The sequence below is a fragment of the Gilliamella sp. wkB171 genome (assembly GCF_001693755.1).
In the GTDB taxonomy this organism is placed as follows: domain Bacteria; phylum Pseudomonadota; class Gammaproteobacteria; order Enterobacterales; family Orbaceae; genus Gilliamella; species Gilliamella apicola_F.
The window spans coordinates 99,449-126,315 of the sequence record NZ_LYST01000039.1 but is presented as its reverse complement, the minus strand read 5'-3'; the positions used below and the strand labels follow the sequence as shown (position 1 = coordinate 126,315).

20 protein-coding genes, 1 pseudogene and 1 riboswitch are annotated in these 26,867 nt (G+C 34.9%); of the genes and pseudogenes, 12 read left to right on the top strand and 9 right to left on the bottom strand.

Annotated features, from left to right (window positions below; translation table 11 throughout):
* The first annotated feature begins 162 nt into the window (after positions 1 to 162).
* A riboswitch (PreQ1 riboswitch) is annotated at positions 163 to 208 on the top strand.
* Between the two features lie 2 nt (positions 209 to 210).
* Together queD and A9G03_RS05565 are read left to right on the top strand one after the other, a co-directional pair.
* A complete protein-coding gene (queD, locus tag A9G03_RS05570; protein WP_065634552.1) occupies positions 211 to 639 on the top strand; it encodes a 6-carboxytetrahydropterin synthase QueD in 429 nt (142 codons plus the stop codon).
* Positions 636 to 1,250: a 7-carboxy-7-deazaguanine synthase QueE gene (locus A9G03_RS05565; RefSeq protein ID WP_065798640.1), complete on the top strand. Its 615-nt coding sequence runs from the start codon at positions 636 to 638 to the stop codon at positions 1,248 to 1,250. Before queD ends, A9G03_RS05565 begins: the two co-directional genes overlap by 4 nt.
* A 467-nt stretch (positions 1,251 to 1,717) precedes the next feature.
* On the opposite strand, the gene pgeF is transcribed toward A9G03_RS05565, so the two are convergent.
* Positions 1,718 to 2,488: a peptidoglycan editing factor PgeF gene (gene pgeF / locus A9G03_RS05560; RefSeq protein ID WP_082209410.1), complete on the bottom strand. Its 771-nt coding sequence runs from the start codon at positions 2,486 to 2,488 to the stop codon at positions 1,718 to 1,720.
* A gap of 13 nt (positions 2,489 to 2,501) precedes the next feature.
* Positions 2,502 to 3,476 carry a 23S rRNA pseudouridine(1911/1915/1917) synthase RluD gene (gene rluD / locus A9G03_RS05555; protein ID WP_065634555.1) on the bottom strand — a complete coding sequence of 325 codons (975 nt, stop codon included), beginning with the start codon at positions 3,474 to 3,476 and terminating at the stop codon, positions 2,502 to 2,504.
* A gap of 93 nt (positions 3,477 to 3,569) precedes the next feature.
* On the opposite strand from rluD, the pseudogene bamD reads away from it, so the two are divergent.
* The 6 genes and pseudogenes from bamD to infA form a co-directional block, all read left to right on the top strand.
* Positions 3,570 to 4,292, top strand: a pseudogene (gene bamD / locus A9G03_RS05550) (outer membrane protein assembly factor BamD); the annotation flags it as partial.
* A gap of 281 nt (positions 4,293 to 4,573) precedes the next feature.
* A complete protein-coding gene (gene leuS / locus A9G03_RS05545) occupies positions 4,574 to 7,156 on the top strand; it encodes a leucine--tRNA ligase (protein WP_065798638.1) in 2,583 nt (860 codons plus the stop codon).
* 34 nt (positions 7,157 to 7,190) lie between these two features.
* The gene (lptE, locus tag A9G03_RS05540) at positions 7,191 to 7,685 is read left to right on the top strand and encodes an LPS assembly lipoprotein LptE (RefSeq protein WP_065634558.1); all 495 of its coding nucleotides are present in this window, start codon (positions 7,191 to 7,193) and stop codon (positions 7,683 to 7,685) included.
* Positions 7,686 to 7,694: 9 nt separating this feature from the next.
* Entirely contained in the window at positions 7,695 to 8,699 is a 1,005-nt protein-coding gene (gene holA / locus A9G03_RS05535) for a DNA polymerase III subunit delta (protein WP_065798637.1), read from the top strand.
* Entirely contained in the window at positions 8,693 to 9,349 is a 657-nt protein-coding gene (nadD, locus tag A9G03_RS05530) for a nicotinate-nucleotide adenylyltransferase (RefSeq protein ID WP_065798636.1), read from the top strand. Before holA ends, nadD begins: the two co-directional genes overlap by 7 nt.
* Before the next feature lie 232 nt (positions 9,350 to 9,581).
* Entirely contained in the window at positions 9,582 to 9,800 is a 219-nt protein-coding gene (gene infA, locus A9G03_RS05525; protein WP_025315083.1) for a translation initiation factor IF-1, read from the top strand.
* 122 nt (positions 9,801 to 9,922) lie between these two features.
* Here the strand turns inward: infA and A9G03_RS05520 are convergent, their stop codons facing one another.
* The gene (locus A9G03_RS05520; RefSeq protein ID WP_255307721.1) at positions 9,923 to 11,371 is read right to left on the bottom strand and encodes an amino acid permease; all 1,449 of its coding nucleotides are present in this window, start codon (positions 11,369 to 11,371) and stop codon (positions 9,923 to 9,925) included.
* Between the two features lie 212 nt (positions 11,372 to 11,583).
* Positions 11,584 to 11,862 (bottom strand): YkgJ family cysteine cluster protein, encoded by a 279-nt coding sequence (locus tag A9G03_RS12425; protein WP_065798635.1) that lies wholly within the window; start codon positions 11,860 to 11,862, stop codon positions 11,584 to 11,586.
* Positions 11,863 to 11,966: 104 nt separating this feature from the next.
* Between A9G03_RS12425 and yeiP the strand changes: the two genes are divergently transcribed.
* The 4 genes from yeiP to A9G03_RS05495 all read left to right on the top strand — a co-directional run bounded on the left by yeiP (position 11,967) and on the right by A9G03_RS05495 (position 15,781).
* A complete protein-coding gene (gene yeiP / locus A9G03_RS05510; protein ID WP_065634563.1) occupies positions 11,967 to 12,539 on the top strand; it encodes an elongation factor P-like protein YeiP in 573 nt (190 codons plus the stop codon).
* A 13-nt stretch (positions 12,540 to 12,552) separates the two neighbouring features.
* On the top strand, positions 12,553 to 13,449 hold the full coding sequence (gene ttcA / locus A9G03_RS05505) for a tRNA 2-thiocytidine(32) synthetase TtcA (protein WP_065798634.1): 897 nt from the start codon (positions 12,553 to 12,555) through the stop codon (positions 13,447 to 13,449).
* A 264-nt stretch (positions 13,450 to 13,713) separates the two neighbouring features.
* A complete protein-coding gene (locus A9G03_RS05500; RefSeq protein ID WP_065634565.1) occupies positions 13,714 to 14,541 on the top strand; it encodes an MBL fold metallo-hydrolase in 828 nt (275 codons plus the stop codon).
* A gap of 13 nt (positions 14,542 to 14,554) precedes the next feature.
* The gene (locus A9G03_RS05495; protein WP_065798633.1) at positions 14,555 to 15,781 is read left to right on the top strand and encodes an MFS transporter; all 1,227 of its coding nucleotides are present in this window, start codon (positions 14,555 to 14,557) and stop codon (positions 15,779 to 15,781) included.
* 47 nt (positions 15,782 to 15,828) lie between these two features.
* Here the strand turns inward: A9G03_RS05495 and A9G03_RS05490 are convergent, their stop codons facing one another.
* The 5 genes from A9G03_RS05490 to A9G03_RS05465 all read right to left on the bottom strand — a co-directional run bounded on the left by A9G03_RS05490 (position 15,829) and on the right by A9G03_RS05465 (position 26,692).
* Positions 15,829 to 17,991 (bottom strand): extracellular solute-binding protein, encoded by a 2,163-nt coding sequence (locus tag A9G03_RS05490; RefSeq protein WP_065798632.1) that lies wholly within the window; start codon positions 17,989 to 17,991, stop codon positions 15,829 to 15,831.
* Positions 17,992 to 18,225: 234 nt separating this feature from the next.
* Entirely contained in the window at positions 18,226 to 21,063 is a 2,838-nt protein-coding gene (gene glnE / locus A9G03_RS05485) for a bifunctional [glutamate--ammonia ligase]-adenylyl-L-tyrosine phosphorylase/[glutamate--ammonia-ligase] adenylyltransferase (protein ID WP_065798631.1), read from the bottom strand.
* 1,029 nt (positions 21,064 to 22,092) lie between these two features.
* A complete protein-coding gene (locus A9G03_RS05475; RefSeq protein ID WP_065798629.1) occupies positions 22,093 to 23,031 on the bottom strand; it encodes a CYTH domain-containing protein in 939 nt (312 codons plus the stop codon).
* A 66-nt stretch (positions 23,032 to 23,097) separates the two neighbouring features.
* Positions 23,098 to 24,831, bottom strand: a complete 1,734-nt coding sequence (locus A9G03_RS05470; protein WP_065798628.1) for an ABC transporter ATP-binding protein — start codon at positions 24,829 to 24,831, stop codon at positions 23,098 to 23,100.
* Positions 24,824 to 26,692, bottom strand: a complete 1,869-nt coding sequence (locus tag A9G03_RS05465) for an ABC transporter ATP-binding protein (protein ID WP_065798627.1) — start codon at positions 26,690 to 26,692, stop codon at positions 24,824 to 24,826. The genes A9G03_RS05470 and A9G03_RS05465 overlap by 8 nt, the downstream gene beginning before the upstream one ends.
* Positions 26,693 to 26,867: the final 175 nt, after the last annotated feature.

Genomic DNA, 26,867 nt, shown 5'->3' with positions numbered 1-26,867 from the left:
ATTACCCAACAAAATTTTTGGCATCTATATTACTAATATTATTTAAGTTACTTACCTAGTATAAAAAATATAATCTTTACCATGTTTATTCAATATAATGATTTTAAATGACAAACCGGTAGGAATATTTTATATTAGCTTCCCTCAATTTTGTTAGATTATCTAACCGTGGTTCGTAACCCATCCCACGAAAAAAAACTAGGATTAAACATGTTTAAAATAGCTAAAGAGTTTCAATTTGATGCTTGTCATATGTTAGATGGGCATAATAAAAAATGTCATAACCTTCATGGCCATACTTATAAATTGTTGGTTGAGATTAGTGGTAACCTTATTGCCGATGGTTCAAGTGCTGATATGGTGATGGATTACGCAGATCTAAAGTCAATTGTCAAACAGCATATTGTTGATCCACTCGATCACGCTTATCTTTATAATCAAAATAATGATAATGAGTGTCGCATCGCGGCTTTATTACACGAAATGAATCGAAAAACTTTTGCTTTTCCTTGTCGGACCACTGCCGAAGCAATGAGTAAATTTATTTTTGATTGTTTGTCACAATACCTACCCGTTTCGATGATTAAATTGTGGGAAACACCCACTTCTTATTGTGAATATCATCGGAGCGAAAAATGACAGAGTTTCGCATTGTTGAAATCTTCGAATCTTTACAGGGCGAAGGTTATAATACAGGCATGCCAGCTATTTTTATTCGCTTTGCTGGTTGCAATTTAAATTGCCAGTGGTGTGATACCAATTTCCGTCAATTTACACGATACACGTTAGCGGACATATTAGCTAAAGTAAAAAGTTACCAAAGTAAAAATATTATTATTACTGGTGGCGAACCAACAATGGTAAAAGCATTACCCGAATTGTTAGCACCACTTAAGCAAGCTAATTATTTTATTGCAATTGAAAGTAATGGTTTAGGTAAAGTCGATTCATTAATCGATTATATTGCCTTAAGCCCGAAGTTCTGTTATCAAACACGCTATCAAAAAATTGTTCAATCCACCGCAGATGAAGTGCGAATTGTGGCAGAAAACCACCCTGAATTTTTACCTTTTTGCTGCTACATGGAAAAACATATCAAAGCCAAACGTTATTTTTTATCGCCTTGTGAAAAAAATGGTGAATTTAACATGTTTGAAACCATTGAATTACTCGGCAAAATAAATCAACAGCGCAGGGAAAATAAATGGTTACTTAGCATTCAAACCCATAAATTTGCGAATATCGAATGATAAATGAGCTATTTTTTTAAATTATTTAAATTAATGTAATATTGTTTGAATTTTCAGTATTGATTTAAAGCTTTGTTACAAAAGATTTCTGTATCATCTCATGCATCTTGCACGCAACGAATAACGACTGAGTCAGAAAGTTTTCTATTAAAACTTTGTCGCTTTTTTCATCCAATATATGATTTTCTTAGCTATATGCGCTAAAAAGATCGCCGCTAATGAGTCCCCCCCCTAAGAATCATCCTATTTTAAAAAAGGAGGCAATTAGTTTATGCACATCGCCAATCTTGTTCAAAAAAGCTAAAAGTAACAGGTCTTTCGGTAATCATTAAAACATCTTCAAATTCGAAATTCTGTTGTAATTGTTATCGTGCTTTTGGCTGAGGATTATTAAATTTCATCATTCTGGTTAATACCTTATTATTATAATTATTCACAATATTACCGCTTTTGAAATTATAGGATGGTTATGGATTTTCAAACCAAATCATCGATGCCATCCTACCGGTTCTGTTTTCACGACGATAAGAGAAAAATAAATCCTGTTCAGTAAAAGTGCAAAAATTACCACCAAAAATCTTATTTATTCCCATAGCAGTTAATCTTTGTCTAGCGATTAAATAGAGGTCCGCAAGGTATTTTTGTTCTGTTTGGTTAATCAATGTAAAAGCCTGTTCAGCTTGAGGATCAATTGCTTCAAATTGTGCTTTCACTTCACCACCCACTTCGAATTTTTTTGCACTAATAGCAGGCCCCATCCAAGTAAGGATCTGATTTTTAGGACATGAAAACTTTTTAATAGTCTGTTCTAAAATTCCATTGCAAAGTCCACGCCAACCAGCATGAGCCGCTGCAACTTCATCGCCATTAACCGAGCAAAACAGTACTGGCATACAATCAGCTGTCAACACCACACTTACCTGCTTAGCTTGCCGAGTATACGACGCATCAGCTTCAAACCTATCATTAGCAATAATGCCGATAGCAGGTTGCAATTCAACTTCAGTAATATCTAGTGCAACTGTACTATGCGTTTGATTTAACCAATAAGGTTCACTGGGAATCTGTTCTGCTTTAATTAATCGCCGACAATTTTCCGTAACATGATCTAAATCATCACCGGTGCGACTTCCCAAATTTAAACTTTCAAAAGGTGCTAGGCTTACCCCACCCTTTCGAGTGGTGGTAAATGCCCGAATGTTTTTCGGGGCTGGCCAATAAGGAGAAATCGATTTAATCATGATGCTCACCTCACCAATCTAATTCATCTTTATGTTGTTGGGTATCTTCTTGAAGCGCTAAAATTAACTTTTGCATATCCTCTGGGATAGGTGCATGCCATTCCATCTGCTCTCCAGTAATAGGATGAAATAACCGTAACATAGCAGCATGTAAGGCTTGTCTATCAAAATCGCGTAATGTTTGTATAAATGATTCGCTTGCACCTTTTGGTGGTCTTGGTCGTCCGCCATATAGAGGATCGCCAACTAATGGATGAGCAATATGAGCCATATGCACACGTATTTGGTGTGTCCGTCCTGTCTCGAGTCTTAAACGTAGACGCGTATGGAGCCGATATTTTTCCATTACCCGATAGTGTGTAACAGCGGGTTTGCCAGTTGGAAATACCGCCATGTGTGTTCGTTTTGTTGGATGACGAGTAATCGGCTCATCAATTGTCCCACCTGCGGTAATAATGCCCATGGCAACGGCTTCATATTCCCGCGTAATTTCACGTAATTGCAACGATTCAACTAAATGTGTTTGTGCAATGATTGTTTTGGCAACAACCATTAAACCTGTGGTATCTTTATCTAAGCGATGGACAATACCGGCGCGCGGAACTCGTGCTATTTCTGGATAATGATAAAGTAATGCATTTAATACGGTGCCATTAGGATTGCCCGCACCAGGATGGACAACTAAATCACGCGGCTTATTAATAACTAAAATATCATCATCTTCATAAACAATATTCAATTTTATATTTTCAGGTTGATGATATGTTTCTTGCTCAATTTCTGCACTAATGGTAATTTTTTCACCGCCTAGTACTTTTTCTTTAGGCTTATTAACAATAATACCGTTAACTGTCACTTTATTATTCACAATCCACTCTTTTATTCTGGAACGTGAATAATCAGGAAAAAGCTCGGATAACGCTTGATCTAAACGCATTCCGAGTTGTGTTTGTTCTATTTCTGTTGATAATTTTAACTCGAGCATATGTAATTTATCTATTTTAAGCTGATATGTTTTAGAGTATTATATACTATTCATAGACTTTAATGTTTATTTATATTTTGGATTGAGAACTGAATGAAACTACGTTTACACTCTTTGTTAGCAATTGCTTTAAGTGGCATGTTAATTGGTTGCACAACAACAAAGCCTGATGTTGAAAATGTATCAGAATTAGAACTCCACAACAAAGCTCAAACCGAGCTAGAAAGTGGTAACATAAAATCCAGTATCACTATATTAGAGGCAATGGATAAAAATTATCCATTTGGTCCTTATTCGCAACAAGTGCAACTTGATTTAATTTATGCTTATTATAAATCTGCTAATTTCCCATTAGTTATCGCGTCGGTTGACCGATTTTTAAAATTAAACCCTACTCATCCTAATATTGATTGGGTTATTTATATGCGTGGTTTAGCCAATATGGCTCAAGACAACAATATGATCCAAGGTTGGTTCAATGTTGATCGTTCAGACCGAGATCCTGACTTTGCTACCGCTGCTTTTAAAGATTTCACTTATCTGGTTTCAAGTTTTCCAACCAGTATTTACGCCGCTGATGCACAAAAACGTTTGGTATTTTTGAAAAATAGACTATCAAGATATCAACTTAAAATAGCGGAATATTATACTCAGCGCGGTGCTTATGTTGCGGTTATTAATCGTGTTAGCCAAATGATTGCGTTATTTCCAGATACTGATTCAACTAAACAAGGTCTACTGTTAATGCGCGATGCCTATAATGAACTAGGCTTAACTAATGAAACACAAAAAACCGATACACTTATTCAAGCAAATCTTGAAAACATGCCTAAAGAAGAACAGCGCTCATTTTTATCACGCTTAACCAGCGTATTTAATGGTAACTAAAGCCGTAAGAGGCGGGATAATTACCCGCCCATCACTAAAATTATTAGCTAGCAATTACTCTGTTTGTTAATCTTATTAATGAGTTGCCTAAATTATCCTCTTTAATAAATCTATTCATACATTCACATATCGTTTGTAAAACGTGACAATAACCAATACAATTAGCAAATTATTTTTATTAGCAATAATAGATAGGACATTAATTCGTCATGCAAGAACAATATCGCCCCGATGAGATTGAAGCCAAAGTTCAACAACATTGGCAAGAAAATAAAACATTCCATGTTACCGAAGATCCCTCAAAAGAAAAGTATTACTGCTTATCAATGTTACCTTACCCTTCTGGGCGGTTACACCTTGGTCATGTTCGAAATTATACTATCGGTGATACCATTTCACGCTATCAACGTTTAAATGGCAAAAATGTTTTACAACCTATTGGTTGGGATGCTTTTGGTTTACCGGCAGAAGGTGCGGCAGTGAAAAATAACACCGCACCGGCTAAATGGACCTATGAAAATATTGCTTACATGAAAAAGCAACTACAGTTATTAGGGTTTGGTTATGATTGGGATCGTGAAGTGACAACCTGCCGTCCTGAATACTATAAATGGGAGCAGTGGTTTTTTACTAAATTGTTTGAAAAAGGTTTAGTCTATAAAAAAACATCCGCTGTTAACTGGTGTCCGAACGATCAGACCGTCCTTGCTAATGAACAGGTGGTTGAAGGTTGCTGTTGGCGCTGTAATACCCCCGTTGAACGCAAAGAGATCCCACAATGGTTTATTAAAATTACTAATTATGCCGAAGAGTTACTTAACGATTTAGATACATTAGAAAACTGGCCAGAACAAGTTAAAACCATGCAACGTAACTGGATCGGCCGCTCTGAAGGTGTAGAGTTTGATTTTACGGTTGAAAACTATGCGGATAAGTTACGAGTTTATACTACACGACCTGATACATTAATGGGGGTGAGTTTTGTGTCTGTTGCGGCAGAACACCCACTAGCACAATTAGCAGCCCAAAATAACAGCAAAATTGCTGAATTTATTGCTGAATGCAAAAATACTAAAACTGCCGAAGCCGATATGGCGACCATGGAAAAGAAAGGTATGGCGACAGGATTTTTTGCTATTCACCCATTAACAGGTGATAAAGTTCCGGTTTGGATTGCTAATTTTGTTTTAATCGAATATGGAACTGGTGCAGTAATGGCAGTACCAGGCCATGATGAACGCGATTATGAGTTTGCAAGTAAATACAATTTGCCAATTAAACCGGTAATTTTAGATCAAGATGGCAAAGCGCCGGATCTTTCCGAAAATGCGTATACTCAACATGGTATATTGTTTAATTCGGGTGAGTTTAATGGTCTTGATTTTGAGCAAGCGTTTAATGCCATTGCCGATAAACTCATAGCGTTAGGTATTGGTGAACGTAAAGTTAATTACCGTCTACGTGATTGGGGGGTTTCTCGCCAACGTTATTGGGGCGCACCAATTCCAATGGTGACCCTTGAAGATGGCACCACAATTCCTACACCAGAAGATCAGCTGCCAGTTATTTTACCTGAAGACGTTGAAATGAACGGTATTACCAGTCCAATCAAAGCCGATCCTAATTGGGCAAAAACCACAGTTAATGGACAACCAGCATTGCGTGAAACGGATACCTTTGATACGTTTATGGAATCATCTTGGTATTATGCTCGTTATACTTGTCCACATTATGACAAAGGCATGTTAGACGAAAAAGCTGCCAATTATTGGTTGCCAGTCGATCAATATGTAGGGGGTATTGAACATGCCATTATGCATTTACTTTATTTTAGATTCTTCCATAAGTTAATGCGTGATTTTGGTCTAGTATCATCAGATGAGCCGGCTAAGCGTTTGCTTTGCCAAGGTATGGTGTTAGCTGATGCGTTTTATTATACCAGCCCAACCAATGAACGTATTTGGGTATCACCAACGGAGGTCACAATCGAACGTGATGAAAAAGGTCGTATTGTGAAAGCGGTAGATAGCAAAGGTAATGAGCTGGTGCATGCCGGTATGACTAAAATGTCTAAATCAAAAAATAACGGTATTGATCCACAAGAAATGGTCGAAAAATATGGCGCCGATACTGTACGTTTGTTTATGATGTTTGCCTCACCAGCCGAGATGACCCTTGAATGGCAAGAGTCTGGCGTTGAAGGTGCCAATCGCTTTATTAAGCGTGTTTGGCGTTTAGTTTATGAACATGCGCAAAAAGGCAGTGCGGATAAACTTGATGTTAATGCTTTAAATGCCGATCAAAAAGCATTAAGACGTGAGTTACATAAGACAATTGCTAAGGTCAGTGATGATATTGGTCGTCGTCAAACTTTCAATACTGCTATCGCTGCGGTAATGGAGTTTATGAATCGTTTGCAAAAAGCACCACAAGAATCAGCTCAAGACCATGCGCTTATGGATGAAGCTTTAAATGCGATTGTTCGTTTGCTTTATCCAATGATGCCTCATGCTTGTTTTGTCATGTGGCAAGCTTTAGGCCATAGTGAAACAATTGATAATGCGACATGGCCTATAGCTGAAGAGTCAGCCATGGTCGAAGATGAAAAACTGATTGTTGTGCAAATTAATGGTAAAGTACGTGGTAAGTTTACCGTACCTGCTGATGCCGACCAAGATTTGGTATTGGCACAAGCAAAACAAGAACCGAATATCCAAAAATACTTAGCGGACGTTACTATTCGTAAAGTTATTTATGTGCCGGGTAAATTATTAAATCTTGTTGTTGGTTGATACTGTTAAAATTAAAACATGGGTGGTAATACTTATGAAAAAATATATAGCCTTATTTATGCTAATGGCAGTATCACTGACGGGGTGTGGTTTTCATCTACAAAATGAAACTGAAATACCGGCAAGATTTAAAACAATGGCTTATATCAGTTATGATCCTTATGGACAGCTTTCAAGAAATATTAAAGAGTTATTAAAGGATAATAAAGTTACATTAGCTAACAATGATGTATCACACAATTATCCCTCTTTAAATATTATAAGAGAGTCCATTGATCGTAGTACGATATCTATTTACCAAGATGGTAAGGCGGCGGAATATCAATTAGTCTTAAATGTTGACGCTCAAGTTATTGTTGCAAGTGAAAAGGTATACCCAATTAGTGTTCGTATTTTCCGTACATTTTTTGATAACCCAACAGCAGCACTTGCTAAAACAACCGAGCAAGATTTAATTGAAGATGAAATGTATAAACAAGCAGCTAAGCAAATTATTCGAAAATTGAAATCGGTTGATGCTGTTAATTAACTTTTTGACATGATTAAAATCAACGCAGACCAAATTACGACAAAATTAGGATCGCCCTATTATCTACTGTTAGGCAACGATCCTTATTTACAATATTATAGCCAATCGCAGCTAAAAACCGCTTTTAAACAAGCTGGCTTTAATGAACAACTGACATTTAGCATAGATAATCAAACTGATTGGCAGCCTATCTATGATTGTTGTCATGCAATGAATCTATTTTCAACCAATACGCTTATTTTTTTAGATTTTGGTGAAAACACAATCAATACAGCGACGAGTTCGAAACTGAATAGTTTAAGTGAAATACTCAATCCTGATATTGCATTAATTATCAGTTTAACCAAAATTACTAAAACTCAGGAAAATGCAGTTTGGTATAAAAAATTATCCGATAATTTAGTCGTCGTCAATTGTACTACGCCTGACACAGCTTTATTACCACAATGGATTAAAAATCATCTTCAACAAAAGCAAATAGTGGTTGAACCTGAAGCTATCGATCTTCTTTGTTATTATTACGAAGGAAATTTACTGGCATTAACGCAAATTATTGAGCAACTAAAGTTACTCTATACAAACCAAACAATAACTTATGATCAAGTTGAAAGTAATATTAATGATTCCGCCATATTTACTCCGTATCACTGGATTGATGCAATGGTTGCTCATAAAACAAAGCGAGCAACTCACATTTTACAGCAATTAAAGATGAATGATTTTGAACCATTAATATTACTCCGGATTATTCAACGTGAGCTGATTTTGATCATCAATCTAAAAAAAGGTTTATCATCAAAACCGTTAAAACAAACTTTTGATGAATATAAAATTTGGCAAAACAAAAGAGCAATGTATACCAATTATTTAAATCGTAATGATATTAAAGATCTATTTTCAACGCTGGCTCTACTTACTGAAATTGAAATCAGCTTGAAACATGATAATCAACTACGAGTGTGGGATGCACTATCGGCTTTAACAATGCAATTTATGGGATTAAATAAATGTTAACAGCATTGTTCGGTGGTACTTTCGATCCAATTCATTATGGACACATTTACCCAGCAATTGCGCTAGCAAAAGAGGTTGGCTTAACAAAAATTAGCTTATTACCCAATCATATTCCCCCTCATAAACCGCAGCCTGAAGCAACAACAACACAGCGCCTAGCTATGTTGAATTTAGCTATAAGCGATATGCCGTTATTTTCAATTGATACCAGAGAAATACTACCACAAAATTTAACACGACCTTCTTACACTATCGACACACTGCAACAGTGGCGTCACCAACATGGTAAGCTCTCTGGTCTAGCCTTTATCATGGGACAAGATTCTTTATTAAATTTACCCACCTGGAAAGATTGGAAAATACTACTTAATTACTGCCATTTACTTATTTGTAGACGTCCAGGTTATACCGAAAATACGACTGACAATGAACTTCAAGCGTGGATCACTCAACATCAAACAACCAATATTCACGATTTGCATAATTTTCCAGCTGGTTACATCTATTTTGCACATACCCCTTTAGAAAATATATCAGCAACAGAAATTAGACAAAATATTCATAATCAACAAAGTTGTAAAAATTTATTACCACCCAAAGTATGGCATTATATTTGTGAGCAAGGGCTTTATAATGCAAAGAAAAATTAGAAAGGTCTTTACTTCTGTCAGTTTTTTCGGCATTATTTTGCCGCTGTCTTTATATATTATAAATTCAGTGATTTTATAGCTTATACTCAATGTCAATTAATCTATATGTACAAAAGTCGATAAAAGCAGTTTTAAAAAAGTTTTTAGTTGTCACGTTATCCCCAGATGATATGGGAATAAATGGATGATGATATGAGTATATTTAATTTGTATTTATTAATAAGAGGCCCCAATGGCAAAAGAAGATAACATTGAAATGCAAGGTACCATACTTGATACTCTTCCAAACACGATGTTCCGTGTTGAACTTGAAAATGGTCATGTCGTTACTGCACATATTTCTGGTAAAATGCGCAAAAATTATATTCGCATTTTAACTGGCGATAAAGTTACCGTTGAAATGACACCTTACGATCTATCTAAAGCACGTATCATATTCCGTAGTCGCTAATATCGTTATCATCAGAATTGTTATTTAATCATTATTAAATCTAAAACGGTTTATTCTCTTTTTTAATAAAATTCCGTCGACTTATGTCGACGGAAAAAAGAGCTTAAATACTATTATGCTAATTAATTTACTTGTGAGAAATCCATTTCTGAATATTTAACCCATTTGGTCTTTTTCACAATTTTGTAGCCAAAATAGATTACCAAAAATAGTGGTAAACCGACATATGTTGCTATTACGCCATTCCAATCAATAGTCTCTTGTAAAAATGCTTCATAATTTTGACCTAGTGTAATAATCAAACATAGAACAAAAGCAAATATTGGACCAAATGGAAAACAGCTTGAACGATAAGGTAACTTATTGACATCTAATCCTTGTGCAATATAACCTTTTCTAAAACGGTAGTGACTAATTGCAATACCAAGCCAAGCTATAAAACCTGTCATGCCTGACATATTAAGCAACCATAAATAAACTTCTTGATCTTTATACATCGAAGTTAAAAAACATAGCATAGCAATAATTGTCGTTGCGATAAGTGCAAATCTAGGTACCCCTGATGAAGATAATCTTGAAAAGATTTTAGGGGCTTTCCCCTCTTTAGCCAATGCATAAAGCATCCGCGTTGAGGCATATAAACCCGAATTACCCGCCGATAATACCGATGTTAAAATAACCGCATTCATAATTGCCGCAGCGGATAATAGTCCTGCATGCTGAAAAACTAAGGTAAATGGACTGACACTGATGTCAGTTTCTTCATTACGTAATAAATTTGGATCTGTATAAGGAATAATTAAGCTAATGACCAAAATAGCAAAAATATAAAACAGTAAAATTCGCCAAAAAACTTGCTTCATCGCTTTTGGAATATTTTTTTCTGGATCTTTTGACTCGCCAGCCGCTATTCCTATTAGCTCCGTACCTTGAAATGAGAAGCCAACAACCATCGCAACCCCTATCATCGATGAAAAACCACCAACAAAAGGCGCATCACCAATAGTCCAATTTTGCCAACCTGCGTTTTCACTCCCTTTTAAAATGCCAACAATCATCAACAAACCAATCACAATGAACACGATAACTGTGACAACTTTAATTAATGAGAACCAAAACTCGGCTTCACCAAATCCTTTTACAGAAATATAGTTTAAACAAAAGATGATACTTAAAAACAGTAAGCTCCAAAGCCAACTATAACTACCTGCATCAAACCAATAAGAGATAACAAGCTGAGCAGCAACTAAATCTACTGCAACAGTAATTGCCCAGTTATACCAATAATTCCATCCAATTGCGAAACCAAAAGCCTCATCAACATAACGAGCGCCATACGTAGCAAAGGTACCTGATACCGGTAAATACGCCGCTAGTTCACCAAGGCTTGTCATTAAAAAGTACACCATAACACCAATAATAGCATACGAAAGTAATGCACCACCGGGCCCCGCTTGAGCAACCGTTGCGCCAGAAGCAACAAAAAGCCCTGTACCAATTGAACCGCCAATAGCAATCATGGCTAAATGCCGAGATTTTAAGTCCCGTTTTAATTTATTATTCATAACAATATTCTTCTGTTTAAAAAGATTAAAAAAGACAATAAGAAAAATTCAGTTAATAGTGTGATACAGCAATCCTATCAATAATTAACTGAAGACTAATCTAATTAATATGGTCATTTATCATTAAATAATGAAATGCGATGAAGTTTATCAAAAAAAAAACGACGCGAGATAAATAATTCTAATAATAAAACTCGTTTATTAAATATTAGCAATAGTTAAACGCTAGTTAACTGTTCTAATTGAGTTAAATAATTTAAAGCTTGTACACGATTGTTGCCACACATCTCAATACAAGGCTTTAACCGACCACAAACTTGTGGTCTTGATGACTGTCCAAATAAGTCACATTGAAAATTACCATTTAAATGAATGCACGCAACTCCAGCGGGTTTACCATTTGGCATACCGGGAATCATTGACGAAATTGAAGGCGCAATACAACAAGCACCGCAGTTTTTTCGACATTGAAATAAGCTATCCGTTGTTTTTTTCATAATTTGACATTATTCGGTAAATTTTGTTGGTGACAATAGCAAGATAGCGCTAAAATAGCGAGCTAATTTTCAACTCTATTATTAATAATCACGAAGAAGATATTATGGCTAAAGCAAATGAAATAAAACGTGGTGATGCAGTCACTTATAACGGTAAATTATTATTGGTTAAAGATATTGATGTTCAAAGCCCTAGTGCACGTGGCGCTAGCACCCTTTATAAAATGCGATTTACTGATGTAAAAACTGGCGGTAAAGTCGAAGAACGTTTTAAAGGTGATGATATTATCGAAACCATTGAATTAATTCGTCGTCCGGTTAGTTTTTCATATATCGATGGTGATGAGTATGTCTTTATGGATAATGAAGATTACACGCCGTTTATCTTCAAAAAAGCACAAATCGAAGAAGAGCTATTATTTATTCCTGAAGGTGGAATGAACGGTATTCAAGTGCTAATGGCTGATGGCGAGGTAGTTGCATTAGAGTTACCTCAAACAGTTGATTTAGAAATCATTGAAACTTCACCTAGCATCAAAGGTGCGTCTGCCAGTGCACGCACAAAACCAGCAACCTTATCAACAGGCTTAGTTATCCAGGTTCCAGAATACATTGATAATAACGAAAAAGTGAAAATTCATATTGCTGAACGCCGTTATATGAGCCGAGCTGAATAATCTAAAAATCGTGATGAATACATATAATCAAAATAAATTACATAAACGGTTACGTCGCCTAACGGGAGAAGCCATTGCCGACTTCAATATGATTGAAGATGGTGATCGGATTATGGTTTGCTTATCAGGTGGTAAAGATAGCTATACGCTACTTGATATTTTATTAAATTTGAAAATCAGTGCCCCGATCAATTTTGAACTAATTGCCGTCAATTTAGATCAAAAACAACCCGGATTTCCTGAACATGTTTTGCCTCAGTACTTAGAGTCATTAGGTATTGAATATAAAATTGTTCAAGAAAATACTTATGGTATCGTAAAAGAAAAAATTCCAGAAGGCAAAACAACGTGTTCACTTTGTTCTCGTTTGCGTCGTGGTATTTTATACCGCACCGCAACGGAGCTTGGCGCGACCAAAATTGCCTTAGGTCATCATCGTGATGATATTCTAGAAACGTTATTTTTAAATATGTTTTATGGTGGCAAACTTAAAGCAATGCCACCCAAATTGGTTAATGACTCAGGCGAACATATTATTATTCGACCGCTTGCTTACTGTAAAGAAAAGGATATTGCAAAATATGCTGAAATTAAGCAATTCCCAATCATTCCATGTAATCTTTGTGGTTCACAACCTAATTTACAACGCCAAGTGATTAAAGAGATGCTAAACGATTGGGATAAAAAGTTTCCTGGTCGTATAGAAACCATGTTTAGAGCCACGCAAAATATTACGCTTTCACATTTATGTGATACCAACCTTTATGATTTTAAAGGTATCAAAAAAGGGGATATTGATGTCAATGGTGGCGACATAGCGTTTGATCGCGAAGATCTTCCCCCAGTAGTTGGATTTGATGCATCTGACCTTGAGGATCAAGACTTAATTCTTTGGAAAGAAGCAAACTAAATATTACCCATTATCTACTTTTAAATAACGATCTATCGGCGAATGAGTAAAATCGCCGATAATCTTCTCCCCTCATTAATTTTATATTTCGACACTCATCACCCCTTACAAATTTTGATCTTCCTCACGAATTAACAAAAAATTAATTAATTTTATTGTGGAATTCAAGTCATTTCAATAAAATTGGAACGTTCCAATTTTAAATGCTTTATATCAAGAAATAAAATGACAACAATTTGAATCATTGAATTATAGGAGAACAATGTGAAACTACAGTTTTTGGGTACAGCAGCCTCGGAAGGTATCCCAAATCCTTTTTGTAAATGTGAAATCTGCGAGAAAACCCGCATACAAAAAGGTAAAAATATCAGGAGTCGAAGCTCCGTTATCATTGATGAAATCATGCAAATTGACTTTGCACCCGAATTTAGTTACCAAGTCATGCGAGAAAATATTGATGTAACTAAAATCAAAGATTTGTTATTTACGCATACCCATCCAGACCATTTTAATGTCGGTGATCTATTTAGCCGTATGGTAGATTATGGCTTTAACATTGATCACCCGCTTTATATCTACGGCAATGATATTGCAATAAATGGGTGCTTACATGTACTACCAGGTTACAGCCCTGAACGCTTTGTTTTTAATTTATTGGTCCCGTATCAGACTATTACCAGCTCTGCTGGCTATCATGTAACGCCTTTACTATCGAATCATGCAAAATGGGAATTTTGTTTCATCTACTTAATTGAAAAAGATGGGAAAACTATTCTTCATGGTCATGATTCAGGCTATTTTCCTGAACTCACTTGGCAATGGCTTAAAAATAGCGGCAAAAAAATTGATTTAGCTATCTTTGAATGTACCTATGGCTATAAACAGAACGACCGCACCAATAATCATATGAGCATTGAAACTGTGATCGCCGCACAACAACGCATGATTAGTGAAAATATTTTCCATGATAAAACACAACTAATAACGTCGCATCATTCACATAGTAGTGGCTTTATGCACGATGAATTAGTGGAAATATTCAAACCTCATAATATAGAAGTCGCTTATGACGGCTTAATAAAAACAATTTAATACGGAGTTTTTTATGTTTAAAATACCACGTCTACTGGTAATGATGTTTTTACAATATTTTGTGCAAGGTGCATGGAATATGGTTATTGGGGCTGTACTCGCTGCTTATGGATTAAAAGAGATTGTTGGATCAACTTACTCTGTATTAGGTATCGCAACCATTATTTCACCGTTATTCATTGGCATGATTGCGGATAGATTTATCGCATCACAAAAAGTGATGGGCATATTACATATTCTTAATGCCGTTGTATTATTCTTGATTCCTAACTTTGTTGAAAACGGCAATATTGCTGGCTTTTTAATCATGATTTTCATCGTTGGTTTATTATTCTATCCAACAACGGCATTAGCTAATAGCGTTAGCTTTAGACATATAGATGGTGTGCGCTGGTTCCCGATTATTCGTGTATTTGGTACCATCGGCTTTATGATTGTAGGGTTAATTCTTGGTTACACGGGTTTTTCTAGTTCTATCAATTCATTTTTACTTGCTTCAGGTGCATCTGTGGTTTATGGCATTTATTGTTTCACTTTACCTAATACACCACCAACTAGCAAAAATAAAAAATTCTCTTTGCGCGATGCGATGTGTTTAGATGCATTATCACTATTTAAAGACAAATACTTTACTATTTTTATGTTATCAACGTTTATCTTAATGATAACTAAAACAGCTTATAGTGCTTATTTACCGGTTTATCTACCTGTTTTAGGATTAGAGCCTGCATCAATGATGCAAATAGCTATCGCCACTGAAGTTTTATTTATGTTCCTTTTATCTTTCTTATTAGGTCGTTTTGGTTTCAAAAAAATCATTTTATTTGGCGCAATTTGCTGGGTTATTCGTAGTTTGATGTTATCGTTAGCCGCGACTGCCGACGGTAGTACGATGTTCTTTTACATTATTGGCACATTACTTTTACAAGGTGTTTGTTGGGACTTCTTCTTTACCGCTGGTGATATTTATGTAGATAAAAAGGCAGGACCAGAAATCAAAGCACAAGCGCAAGGATTACGTTTTATTGTTTCTAATGGCTTTGGCGTATTTATGGCCGCATCGGTTTGTGGATTTATCAACAATCGCGTGGTTACCGAAAAAACGCTGCCAAATGCTGGGCCACAATGGCAAGAGTTTTGGATCTATCCTGCTGTAGTGGCAGCCATTGTTGCTATTGGTTTTTGGTTATTGTTCAAAGATAAAGATGTAATTATAGCCCCAAAAGAAAAATCAAAATAATCTGATTTTAATTATTGAATTAAACAATATTGTTAGTGTGTTTATCATTAGCAATATTGTTTTTTTATCTCATCATTAATTAAATCAATAACTTGTTTTGAATCGTATTGCTTAGTCATCCACTTTGATAAATAATTGCCTATGATGTTTTCAACACACCTTAAATTCACAGCCTTACCTTTTATACTATTTTCACGAATACCGTTAGCGTACTGCTGCTGAGCCACAGTAAGCCACGGATAACTATTGATAATGCGTTGATTTTGAAAAATAGAGTTTTGTGCCGTTGCCCCACCCAACAACGCAATTTGTTCGCTAATTTCTGGTGAATATAGCCACTCAAAAAAAGATTTTATTGCTGCATCTTTTTGACTGTACTTTGATACACCTAAAGAACCACCACCAAATAAAGGCTTATTACCCGGCACTTTAGCATACCCCACCAACGGCAAAATGTTACGATGATTTATACAACTAAACAAATTCATATAAACAATTAGCATCGCTAGCTTGCCTTGTTCAAATAATTTCACTGAATCTTGCCACCAAGTGGCATTTATATTTTTAGCTAGTTTAATAAAAGAGTGTAATTGAGTTAACGTTGTAAGTGCTATAACAGTATTGAGCTGTGGTTGGGAATGATTAAATAATTTTCCACCTTGTGCATAATAGCGGACTAAGAACTCGGAAGCGATAAGTTCATCATTACCTGAGGTAAAACAACTACCAAATTCTACTTGCGACTCCCCATTTTGCTGTCGATTAAAAAAAGCCGATATTTGATTAAAATCAGCAAAATTAGTCGGTACATCAAGTTGTTGACGAAACTGTTCAAAATAAGCGCGTTTAATTAAAGGATCATCAAAAAGATCTTTACGGTAAAAAAGCATCTGCACACTTGGATCGAACGGCAAGGCATAAGCGATATTATTCACATAACTAAAACGGTCTATTATTTCAGGTGTATAGCGTGCAAAGATGTGAGATAAATCAATTTGCAGCTCAGATAATGGCTTAAATATTGAAGGGGCAAACCAAGGTAGCCCTGCCATATCAATCCGAATAATATCCAGATATTTATGATGTTCTACATGATTAAGTATGTGATAAATCTCATCAAAAGGTTTAACTATTAAATTAACGTTAATACCACTTATTTTGCTAAAGTGAGGTAATAATTTGGCTACGGCTTGGGTTGACGGGCTGGGAAGAATTAAAAAATTAATTTCATCACCATAGTTAGTCTTGTCGTGGGGCAATGAATCAGGAAGTAAGGTAAATCCTTTATTTTCAGGTAAAGTAATTGGCTGGTCCTCAATTAGATTGGCAATTTGCCGACTTAATATCCCATAATTCATATGATATTGATAAAAATGGTTTTCATAAAAAAAACTATTCTTCGTTAATGTATAAATTGGTGGGCAAGGTTGTAAACTTCCAAAATAATTAGCATTTCGAACAAAATGTGCGCGCTCCATATCCATGGTAATGATGGCATCGTACCCTACTTGCTCATTTGCAAAAAAATTGAATGATAAATTATAGGTACTATTTGAAGGCATTGAAGCAATGCAATTTATATCGACATGATAGTTTTGTTGCTTAAAGGTTTGCTGTAAACCTTTTTTGAAAGATTGCGAATGAGTATGTTGGTCAGAGTTACTAAATAAGCCGATATGCCGATAATTATTTTTTATCATTTCGCACGCAATATCATGCCCAGCTTTTTCAAAATCTAATGATATGAATTTCAGCGCGGATTTTGGTTTACGATAAACAAAAATAATTTTTTCTTTGTCTATTTTTAACGTTTGGTAATAACTTTGTGCACTATCTAAAGCGCTTACCACAATTACCGCATAATCGCGTTTTACTGCAATTTCTTGGATGAGTTGTAATTCAAACTCTTTTGAATCATAGGTTAAATATAAGGTTAGTCCATAACCTAATCGATTTAAATAACTAAAAAGCCCATCATATAAATCGGCGTACTGTTCAGAGGTAATATTGGGTAATAAGACCGAAATCGTTTTGGTCGTTCCTTGTTTTAAAAACTTTGCTTGTAAGTTTAGTTGATACCCTAATGCTTGAGCGGCTTGCTCAACAAGTTTAATTTTTTTGACACTGACATTACCGCGACCATTTAGTACATTTGACACCGTACCATGTGATACACCTGCCATCTTAGCGATATCTTTGATCGTTGCCATTAATCTTAAACTCCATAAATAACCGGTAATAAACCACTCAAATTAACTAACTATATGATAACGTGTTGATATTAAAATCTTATTTTAACCTTAGATTATCACTCTATTTAATTTAAGTTTGTTGAATCTTTATCAAACTTGAAAATAGAGCCTAACGATTAGGTTAGTTTTAATAAGATGTTTAGCATTATTGTTTTTTGAAATCAAACTCGCTTATTAACCAATATTAAACATTCAATTTAACCATCTATTCCAGCTCTGTTTTACTATTGCCCTTTCCTGTGTAAAACAAGAATTATCAACAGTACCGGGTAAAACTTGCAAGGCCAAACGATGAATTTCGTTACGCATGTCGATATAAGCTTTTGTCAATTGCTGCGCTTGTTCACTATCCATAATTTGATATTTTGCAGCCAACTCTAAAATACGTACATTATCACTCCATTGCGTCATTTTAGGTTGTTGATGAGCATAATTAAGTACCAAAAACTGAGACAAAAATTCAATATCGCCAATCCCACCTTCATCAATTTTTAAATTAAATAAGTCTGATTGTGTGGAGCCTAAATGGCTTCTCATCTTTTCGCGCATCTCTCGTACTTCAGTTTTTAATCGATTTTCATCTCGAGGCTGGCTTAAAATACTATGACGAATCTGATTAAAGCGATGGATGAGTGCGGGTTCTCCATAAACAGCTCTTGCTCGAACCAAAGCTTGGTGTTCCCATGTCCATGCTTCATTCATCTGATAATCTTCAAATGAATCCAAACTACACGCTAATAGTCCTGCATCACCTTGTGGTCGCAAGCGGACATCAACTTCATAAAGAATACCAAAACTGGTTCGTACATTAAATAGGTGAATTATTCGTTGCACTAATCGTAAGTAAAATTGACGACTATCGATCTGCTTATTACCATTGGTCATGCTATGAACGGGGCAATCATGTAAAAAAACTAAATCTAAGTCTGAACCGTAGCCCAGCTCCCATCCACCTAATTTACCATAAGCAACCACCACCAATCCTTTCTGGTTATCCACTAAATAATCAGGTTTACCATAACGACTAACCATCTGATTCCAGGCCATTTGAACAACAAAATCAAGGAGCGATTCTGCAACATAGGTTAAATGATCACTGACTTTCATGGTCGATAATACATGTTCAACATCAGCCGCTGCGATGTGCAGTAGTTGCATTTGTTTGAATTGCCTTAATGCCTCAAGTTGTTGTTCTTCATCATCCGATAAAATACGTAATAAATATTGATAAAGTTGGTTTTTATATTCATCTGGAGCGGGCGTTTGATACAATGAATTGATATCAATTAACTCATCAAGCAAAATTGGATAATGCGCAAGCTGATCGCTAATCATAGGCGATGCACTACATAATCGAATTAATTGTTTTAATGCAGTTGGATATTCTAATAACAGTTCTAAATAGGTGGTACGGCTTACAATATTTACCAATAATGGCAAAATACGTGATAATACCATCAAGCTATGGCTATGACTGTCATTACAGCAAGCATCAAGTAAACGTGGCATGAGCTGATCGAGTATTTCTCGTCCACGTACGCCGATAGTGCGTTTACCAATATCATCACGAAACTGTAAAAGTAATTGGTAGAGCTGATTAGCTTTCTCATCTGAATAATCAGGTAATACTGCTTGCACATCACTCAATTGCAAATCAGGTACCCATAATTCATCAAATTGGTCATTATAAGGTTTAGTTTTAGGAGAGGACTCATTGTCATCCTCACCAATTAATTCATTGAATATTTGACGATTCGCCTGCATTCGAACAAATAATTCCGTTTCAAATTCATGCCAAGTGCCAAACCCCATAGACAATGATAACCGAGTTTTATTTAATTCATCGTCGGGAAGTGTTTGTGTTTGTTCATCATTGATTGCTTGCAACACATTTTCACAACGACGTAAAAATAGGTAGTTTTCACGTAAAATTGAGACTTCTTGATAATTCAATAACTGTTCATGTTCAATGACTTGTAGTGCGGTTAACAGCGAACGAGTCTGTAATCCAACAACTCGCCCGCCACGAATAAGTTGAAAAACTTGTACAATAAATTCAATTTCACGAATACCGCCTGCACCCAATTTGATATTATTTTTTAAACCTCGACGACGAACCTCACGTTCAATCATACTTTTCATGTTACGCAATGATTGTAATACACTAAAATCAATATAACGACGATAAACAAATGGCTTAAGAAGTTGATAGAGTTCAACAGTATAATGATCTTGTTGGTTACCAAGTACTTTTGCTTTAACCATCGCATAACGTTCCCAATCGCGACCTTGTTCTTGATAATAGTCTTCCATCGACGAAAAACTTAAAACAAGCGGACCACCATCGCCTAGAGGACGTAAGCGCATATCAACTCGGTAGACAAAACCATCCTCGGTAACCTGATCTAATGCCCTAATTAAACGTTGTCCCAAACGCGTAAAAAACACAGCATTGTCTAATTCGCGACGACCGCCTTGTGTTTGTCCGTGTTCAGGATAAGTAAAAATAAGATCAATATCAGATGAAAAATTAAGTTCTCCGCCCCCTAATTTTCCCATACCAAGAATAAGTAAAGGTTGCGCTTGCCCTTGCGAATTACACGGCGTCCCCCACTCTTTACAACTCAGTTCATAAAGCCAATCTCGTGCGGTGATAATAATCACCTCAGCCAAGTGAGTAAGTTGCAATAAAATTTGCTCATCGCTACTGGTTTGCGTTAATTGTGACCATTCAAGCCTCACTAAGATATAACGCCTAAATAATCTTAACGCTTTCATGAGCGTCAATTCATCAGATACCAACGCTAACTTTTGATTTAACCATTGTTGATAGTTACCTCTTTCATCAGCCTGAGGAGGATTGTTAACAATGTCTGTCAGCCATTCTGGAAAGCGACAAAAAGCATCAACGACAAAATCACTTTGAACCAAAATATCTAAATTAACTTGAACATCATTAGGATCACATTCAGTCAATTGTGAGATAATTTTCTGTTTTTTATCATTAAATAGTGAAGTTAATTCTGACATATTATTAGCTCATACAAAATTGGGTTGATTGACAAGTTGACGCTGTTTAAAAAACAGTTTTACCGATACTCTAGTGACAAAACAACTTAACACGCACAAAATCAAAAGAAATAGGTACCACAAACCTATTTCTATGGTGTCTGATATATATTCATTTGAGATTAATTCCATCAATCGGATTAATCCAAACATCAATGCTAACGTTAAACAACAAAGAATTAAAAAAGCCCATAAAGAACTCAAGATCAGTTTTTTTATTTCTAAATGGGTTTTTACAGCCGTAAAACAGTTACGTAAGGCAAAATAACCTAATGTATTTACTACAATTAGAAAAGTAAACAATATGCCAGTTCTAACCAAATTAGCAAGCAAAGACGTATAAAAAACGTTCTGTATGTAAAAAAAACTAAATAACAAAGTTAAAAAGTACCAATTAAATAGCGCGATATACAATGATAAATGTAAATTTTTATTTTGCTGCCTAGTTAGGCAATAATGGGTATAAATAAGGTATTTTTTAAATAATTTCATGCCTAAATAAAACATCATTGCTATCACAATATAGTCAATTATCATCAATACTATAACCACTATCCAAGAGGTTAATATAGACAGTATCGATGCTGAACTTTGATTTAAGAGAGGATCAATATATTGATTTAGGTAGTATTGACTAACCATCGTTATCAATGTGATGACAATTGAAATAATGAAAATAAAACTGACATTACGCCATTGGATTTGATAAATAGCTTGTCGAGATAAAAGCAGTGTTGAGATAATAAAAATAAATAATAAATTGGGTAGTTGAATTAAGAAATGCGTTAAAAGAACATTACTCCCTATCGAATAAAACGATCCCTGTCCGATGGTTGGTGAAAAAAACAGGCTAATGTCAAAAAAACAATAATAACCTGTTAGCAAAATAACGTTAATTAGCAGAAAAAATAATATCGTCAATAAAGGTAATTTAAAAAAATTAACGGGCATTTAATGTTCCATAATGATTTAAAACATATTGCTAAAATACTACCGGTTATTTTGAGCTAATAACATTAACTTCAATTTAGTATTTACCTCACTATAAGCAAAATCGCTTACTGATTTAATCGATTGTAACGCATGCTGCCATTGATTGAATTCAGGTTCAATTAAAACACCCTTTTCTAACAAAGTTTGTTGAACTTGTTGTAATGTGTGTTGATAAAAGTTGAGATCGTTATTAGCTAAGGCATACTCTTCATTTTGTTGCCAGAATTTTAAAATATCAGGTAAGCTTTGTTGATAACTTAAATTAATTTCACTGTGGTTAATTGGTTGATTTTTTAATAAACGATAACCTCTTGCTGCTTTACTTTGCGAAAAAAGGTGCAAATTAAACCGAGCTAATTCAATAGCAAAATTAATCAAATCTTGCTTATTACCTTGTTTTATTTCTAATTCAACTTCTTGGATTGGTAATTTTGTTCCATTAGACTCGATTTCACCTTGGTCTAAAGCTACTTCTATTTCGCTATTAGCAAATAAAATTAACCAAGCTTGGCGTTTAAAATTGGTGCTAAATAAAGGCTTAAGATGATTTTGTAGTTGGTTAATATCGCAATCTTTTGGTAATGCAGTTTTAGGCAAAACCGTTATATCAAGGTGTGGGCTGGGTAAATCAATATTGTATTCAGCGCGTTGATGCAAACCCGCTATTGATTGAGAATCACGCTTGAGAGTCATTTCACAATGTTGATTTGAACCTTGTTCGCTTACCCTGACTCTTAATCCACAGCCATTATTACGCAAATAATAGTCTGTAGTATCATAATAAGTGTTTAATAGGATTAATTGCGAAATTCTTGGCTGCGTTTGTCCACTATCTAGATACTCAGCAGCATCACAATTAACCCACTGGTTTAAAAACAACGTTAGATCAGCAATTTGGCGATTAGTTATTTCAAACTTCAATTCGATTTCGTTCATTAATCTATAGTCTATAATGATAATTTACACATATCATATACCGATTTAACTGAGAAATACAAATACTCAAGGTGCCAACGAAAAGGTTTGTTTTTGTAGCTTATAAAGCTTAGCAAACAATTGATTGTTATTCATTAATTGTTGATAACTACCTTGTTCGACAAGAGTACCTTTATCTAATACTATTATTTGATCTGCCGAAATTACGGTTTTTAAACGATGCGCAATAACAATTACCGTGCGATCTTTCACCAGTTCAGCAATAGCTTGCTGAATATAAACTTCATTTTCGGGATCAAGTGAAGCTGTTGCTTCATCAAGTAACACAATTGGCGCATTTTTTAATAAAGCTCTCGCTATTGAAATACGTTGTCTTTCACCACCAGAAAGCTTACTACCATTTTCACCAATTAAAGTATTCCAACCATTTGGTAAGCGTGCAATTAACTCATCACAACGCGCTTTTTTTGCAGCTTGCATCACTTCTTCATCTGTCGCATTATGGCGACCAATACGGATATTATTTAAAATGGTATCATCAAATAACACAACATTTTGAAAAACAAACGACATATAACGCATCAAGGTTTCTGGATCGAGATCTTTAATATCATATCCACCAATGCTAATTGTGCCACTATTGACATCCCAAAAACGCGCAATTAATTGTAATAACGTACTTTTACCACTGCCAGATGTGCCGACTAATGCTGTCATTTTTCCTGAGGGTATAACGCAACTTAAATCGTCAATAACAGTTTTTTGATGATAGGAAAAATTAATATGATTAATATCAATTGTGAAATCATTTAAAACAACATCATCACGACCTTCCATAACTGATTCTTTATTAAGGCTCTTCATACGCTCAATCGAAACTAACATATGAAACAGTTCAGGTAATAGCGTTAGTACCGAAATTAAAGGACTGTAAATTCGAGAACTAATTATCACAAATGCTAAAAAAGTAATGGGTGCTAAGCTACCTGAAACCATTAATTTTACCCCCACTAATACCACTACCCCCAGCCCTACCTGTAACATCATGATAGATAACGTGACAAATATACCGCCAATGCCTTCGAATTTAATCGATGCCCACATCATATTCTTTAATGCTTTATCCAGTTTTTGAAATTTTTCTCCACTGCTTCCAAAACCTTTAATAATTTTGATACCGTCAAGATATTCTTGTACTTCATTCGACACTGCTAATTTGGATTCAATATGCTTATGGCTTAGTTTTTTTTCAATCATCTTACCGACAACTACAATCAGCAATGATAATGGTAATGTACACAATATGGCTCCAGCCATTCGCCAGTCATAAAAAGCAAGTAAACTACAGGTAATTATGCTACTAAACGAATAACCAATTATTTGGGGGATAACGTGACTTAACATACTTTCAATCGTTGAGCAGTCACCCATGATATTGGTCGTCAATTCAGATAAATCCTTACGATTAAAAAAGCTTAGGGGAAGTTTTCTAATTTTTTCGGCGACTTCAATTCGTGTATTAGCGGCTTGTCCAAAAGCACTCGCGTAAGTTTTTTTATATTCTCGTTGATAACAATATAAAAATAACAAAGCGGCTAAAACGCCAAAGGCAAGCATTATCCATAAATCATTTTTATTAATAGGCACATTATTGATTAATGGGTTTATCAGTAACACCATAACTTGCAATAAAATAATAAAAGGTAGCATTAATGTCAGATTAGAAATAATGCAAGCAATCGTTGCTTGAATTAGATTTTTGTTTCCCACATCTGACAGCATCAGTAAACGTTTAAACATCTCGCACCTCATTAACATGATTTATTTGCCTATCATTTGCTTCAACTGCCTGATTACTTTGTGGCATATCCCAATCTAATGTTTTTTGATAGTACTGCCACATGTTGTAATAGGTTGCATGATTGTCAATTAGTATTTGGTGCGTACCTTTTTCAACAATATGACCTTTATCTAAAACAATTATCTGGTCGGCATCTTTGATGGTAGACAACCGATGGGCAATCATAATGACTGTTTTATCTTTCATTAACGCTTTTAATGCTAGTTGAATTTTATATTCATTTTCAGGATCGGCAAATGCCGTCGCTTCATCCAAGATCAAAATAGGCGAATTTTTTAATAATGCTCTTGCAATAGCCAAACGTTGCATTTCACCCCCCGATAGATGTAAACCTTGTGTACCAATAACAGAATTATAGCCATCCGGTAGCTTTTCAATAAAATCATGACATTGTGCCGCTTTCGCAGCAGCAATTACTTCATCAAGTGATGCATGAGGTTTGCCGATTCTGATATTGTCTAAAATGCTTTGTTTGAATAAAAAAACATCCTGAAAAACAAAACTGACTAACGATAACAAGTAATCACTCTTCATCTGCTTTAAATCAACACCACCAATAGTGATATACCCACTGGTAGGATCAAAAAATCGCGGTATCAGTAAAGAAATGGTACTTTTACCACTGCCAGATAAACCAACTAAAGCTGTAGTTTGACCTTGTTTTGCAGTGAATGTTATATGACTGATTGCATTATTATTGGCATATTTCTCATCAATTTGATTGTTATAGTAAGAAAAATTTACATCATTAAAACATATATCATAATGATCGGTTGTTGAACCATTTTTAGGTTCAACCAACAAAGGCATATTTAATACTGCATCCATAGTTTGCACACTAGTTGTTGAATTTTGAAAATTCCTAGTGACATAAAGTAATTTAAAGAACGGTGCAGGTAACCCTAAAGAAAAAATCAAATAAAAAATAGCAGACAAAATAAAATGAGCGTAATTATCTGTATGACCTAATAATAAAATAATGATAGGTATAATAAAAAGATAAATATTATTTAATATCAATAGGAAAAAAGCCATATGATATTTAAAACAATAGATAAATTTTAAGCAATATAACTGGTAAGCTTTAATTGATTCATAAAATCGTTTAAACGAGAAAAAGGTTTGATTGAAGGCTTTAACGACAGTAATACCACGAATATATTCGACAGATGCATTACTCATGTCAATCAATCTTTTTTGAAATTCTTGTTGATGATGTTTAACATCTTGGCGTTTATAACCACTGATTAACACAATATAGGCAAGCATTATAGGAAATAACGTCGCTAAACCTAATCGCCAATCAAAGACAGCTAAAATAATTAAAATAATAACAGGGGAAGCAAACGCCCCAACCATATCGGGTAGTTGGTGAGCGATAAATTGTTCAATTTTTTCGATATCATCATCAACAATCTTACGTAATTCTCCACTCGAATGCGTGTAAAAAAAACCTAGTGGCAATAAGGATAAGTATCTTACAAAATTATATTTTAAATGATAGAGAGTTTTAAAAGCTGCAATATGCGAAAAACATAATCCCAAAAAGTTCAATAAAATAGATACAGCTGCTGAAATAAATGCTAACCAACCATAATTGATAATTAAATCATTATTTAAAGCCGCAGCACGACTGATACTCATTACAATTTCATTGATAATAAAATAGACGGCGATAAATGGGATAAAAGAAATGACTACACTAACAATTGAAAATAGACAAGCGAAAGTAATTAAAACCTTATAATTAAATGCTAACTCCCAAAGTCTTGAACTTGCAGTCTTATTACTGGACTTCATAAAATGAACCAACTATCATTTAATAATAATAATCATTATCAATTATAAAAAATAAAATAACAATATTTTTTACCTATTTAGTTAATATAAAATAACTATTGCAGTTATAGATTAATTATTGATCAGCATAGTATTGAGCCTTGCTTACATCAATGTAAACAAGACATTAGCAGGT

What these genes read in the sequence shown, in the direction of transcription:
- queD (WP_065634552.1), top strand. Translation starts at nt 211, where the DNA reads ATGTTTAAAATAGCTAAAGAGTTTCAATTTGATGCTTGTCATATGTTA.
- A9G03_RS05565 (WP_065798640.1), top strand. Translation starts at nt 636, where the DNA reads ATGACAGAGTTTCGCATTGTTGAAATCTTCGAATCTTTACAGGGCGAA.
- rluD (WP_065634555.1), bottom strand. Translation starts at nt 3,476, where the DNA reads ATGCTCGAGTTAAAATTATCAACAGAAATAGAACAAACACAACTCGGA.
- leuS (WP_065798638.1), top strand. Translation starts at nt 4,574, where the DNA reads ATGCAAGAACAATATCGCCCCGATGAGATTGAAGCCAAAGTTCAACAA.
- lptE (WP_065634558.1), top strand. Translation starts at nt 7,191, where the DNA reads ATGAAAAAATATATAGCCTTATTTATGCTAATGGCAGTATCACTGACG.
- holA (WP_065798637.1), top strand. Translation starts at nt 7,695, where the DNA reads ATGATTAAAATCAACGCAGACCAAATTACGACAAAATTAGGATCGCCC.
- nadD (WP_065798636.1), top strand. Translation starts at nt 8,693, where the DNA reads ATGTTAACAGCATTGTTCGGTGGTACTTTCGATCCAATTCATTATGGA.
- infA (WP_025315083.1), top strand. Translation starts at nt 9,582, where the DNA reads ATGGCAAAAGAAGATAACATTGAAATGCAAGGTACCATACTTGATACT.
- A9G03_RS12425 (WP_065798635.1), bottom strand. Translation starts at nt 11,862, where the DNA reads ATGAAAAAAACAACGGATAGCTTATTTCAATGTCGAAAAAACTGCGGT.
- yeiP (WP_065634563.1), top strand. Translation starts at nt 11,967, where the DNA reads ATGGCTAAAGCAAATGAAATAAAACGTGGTGATGCAGTCACTTATAAC.
- ttcA (WP_065798634.1), top strand. Translation starts at nt 12,553, where the DNA reads ATGAATACATATAATCAAAATAAATTACATAAACGGTTACGTCGCCTA.
- A9G03_RS05495 (WP_065798633.1), top strand. Translation starts at nt 14,555, where the DNA reads ATGTTTAAAATACCACGTCTACTGGTAATGATGTTTTTACAATATTTT.
- A9G03_RS05490 (WP_065798632.1), bottom strand. Translation starts at nt 17,991, where the DNA reads ATGGCAACGATCAAAGATATCGCTAAGATGGCAGGTGTATCACATGGT.
- glnE (WP_065798631.1), bottom strand. Translation starts at nt 21,063, where the DNA reads ATGTCAGAATTAACTTCACTATTTAATGATAAAAAACAGAAAATTATC.
- A9G03_RS05475 (WP_065798629.1), bottom strand. Translation starts at nt 23,031, where the DNA reads ATGAACGAAATCGAATTGAAGTTTGAAATAACTAATCGCCAAATTGCT.
- A9G03_RS05470 (WP_065798628.1), bottom strand. Translation starts at nt 24,831, where the DNA reads ATGTTTAAACGTTTACTGATGCTGTCAGATGTGGGAAACAAAAATCTA.
- A9G03_RS05465 (WP_065798627.1), bottom strand. Translation starts at nt 26,692, where the DNA reads ATGAAGTCCAGTAATAAGACTGCAAGTTCAAGACTTTGGGAGTTAGCA.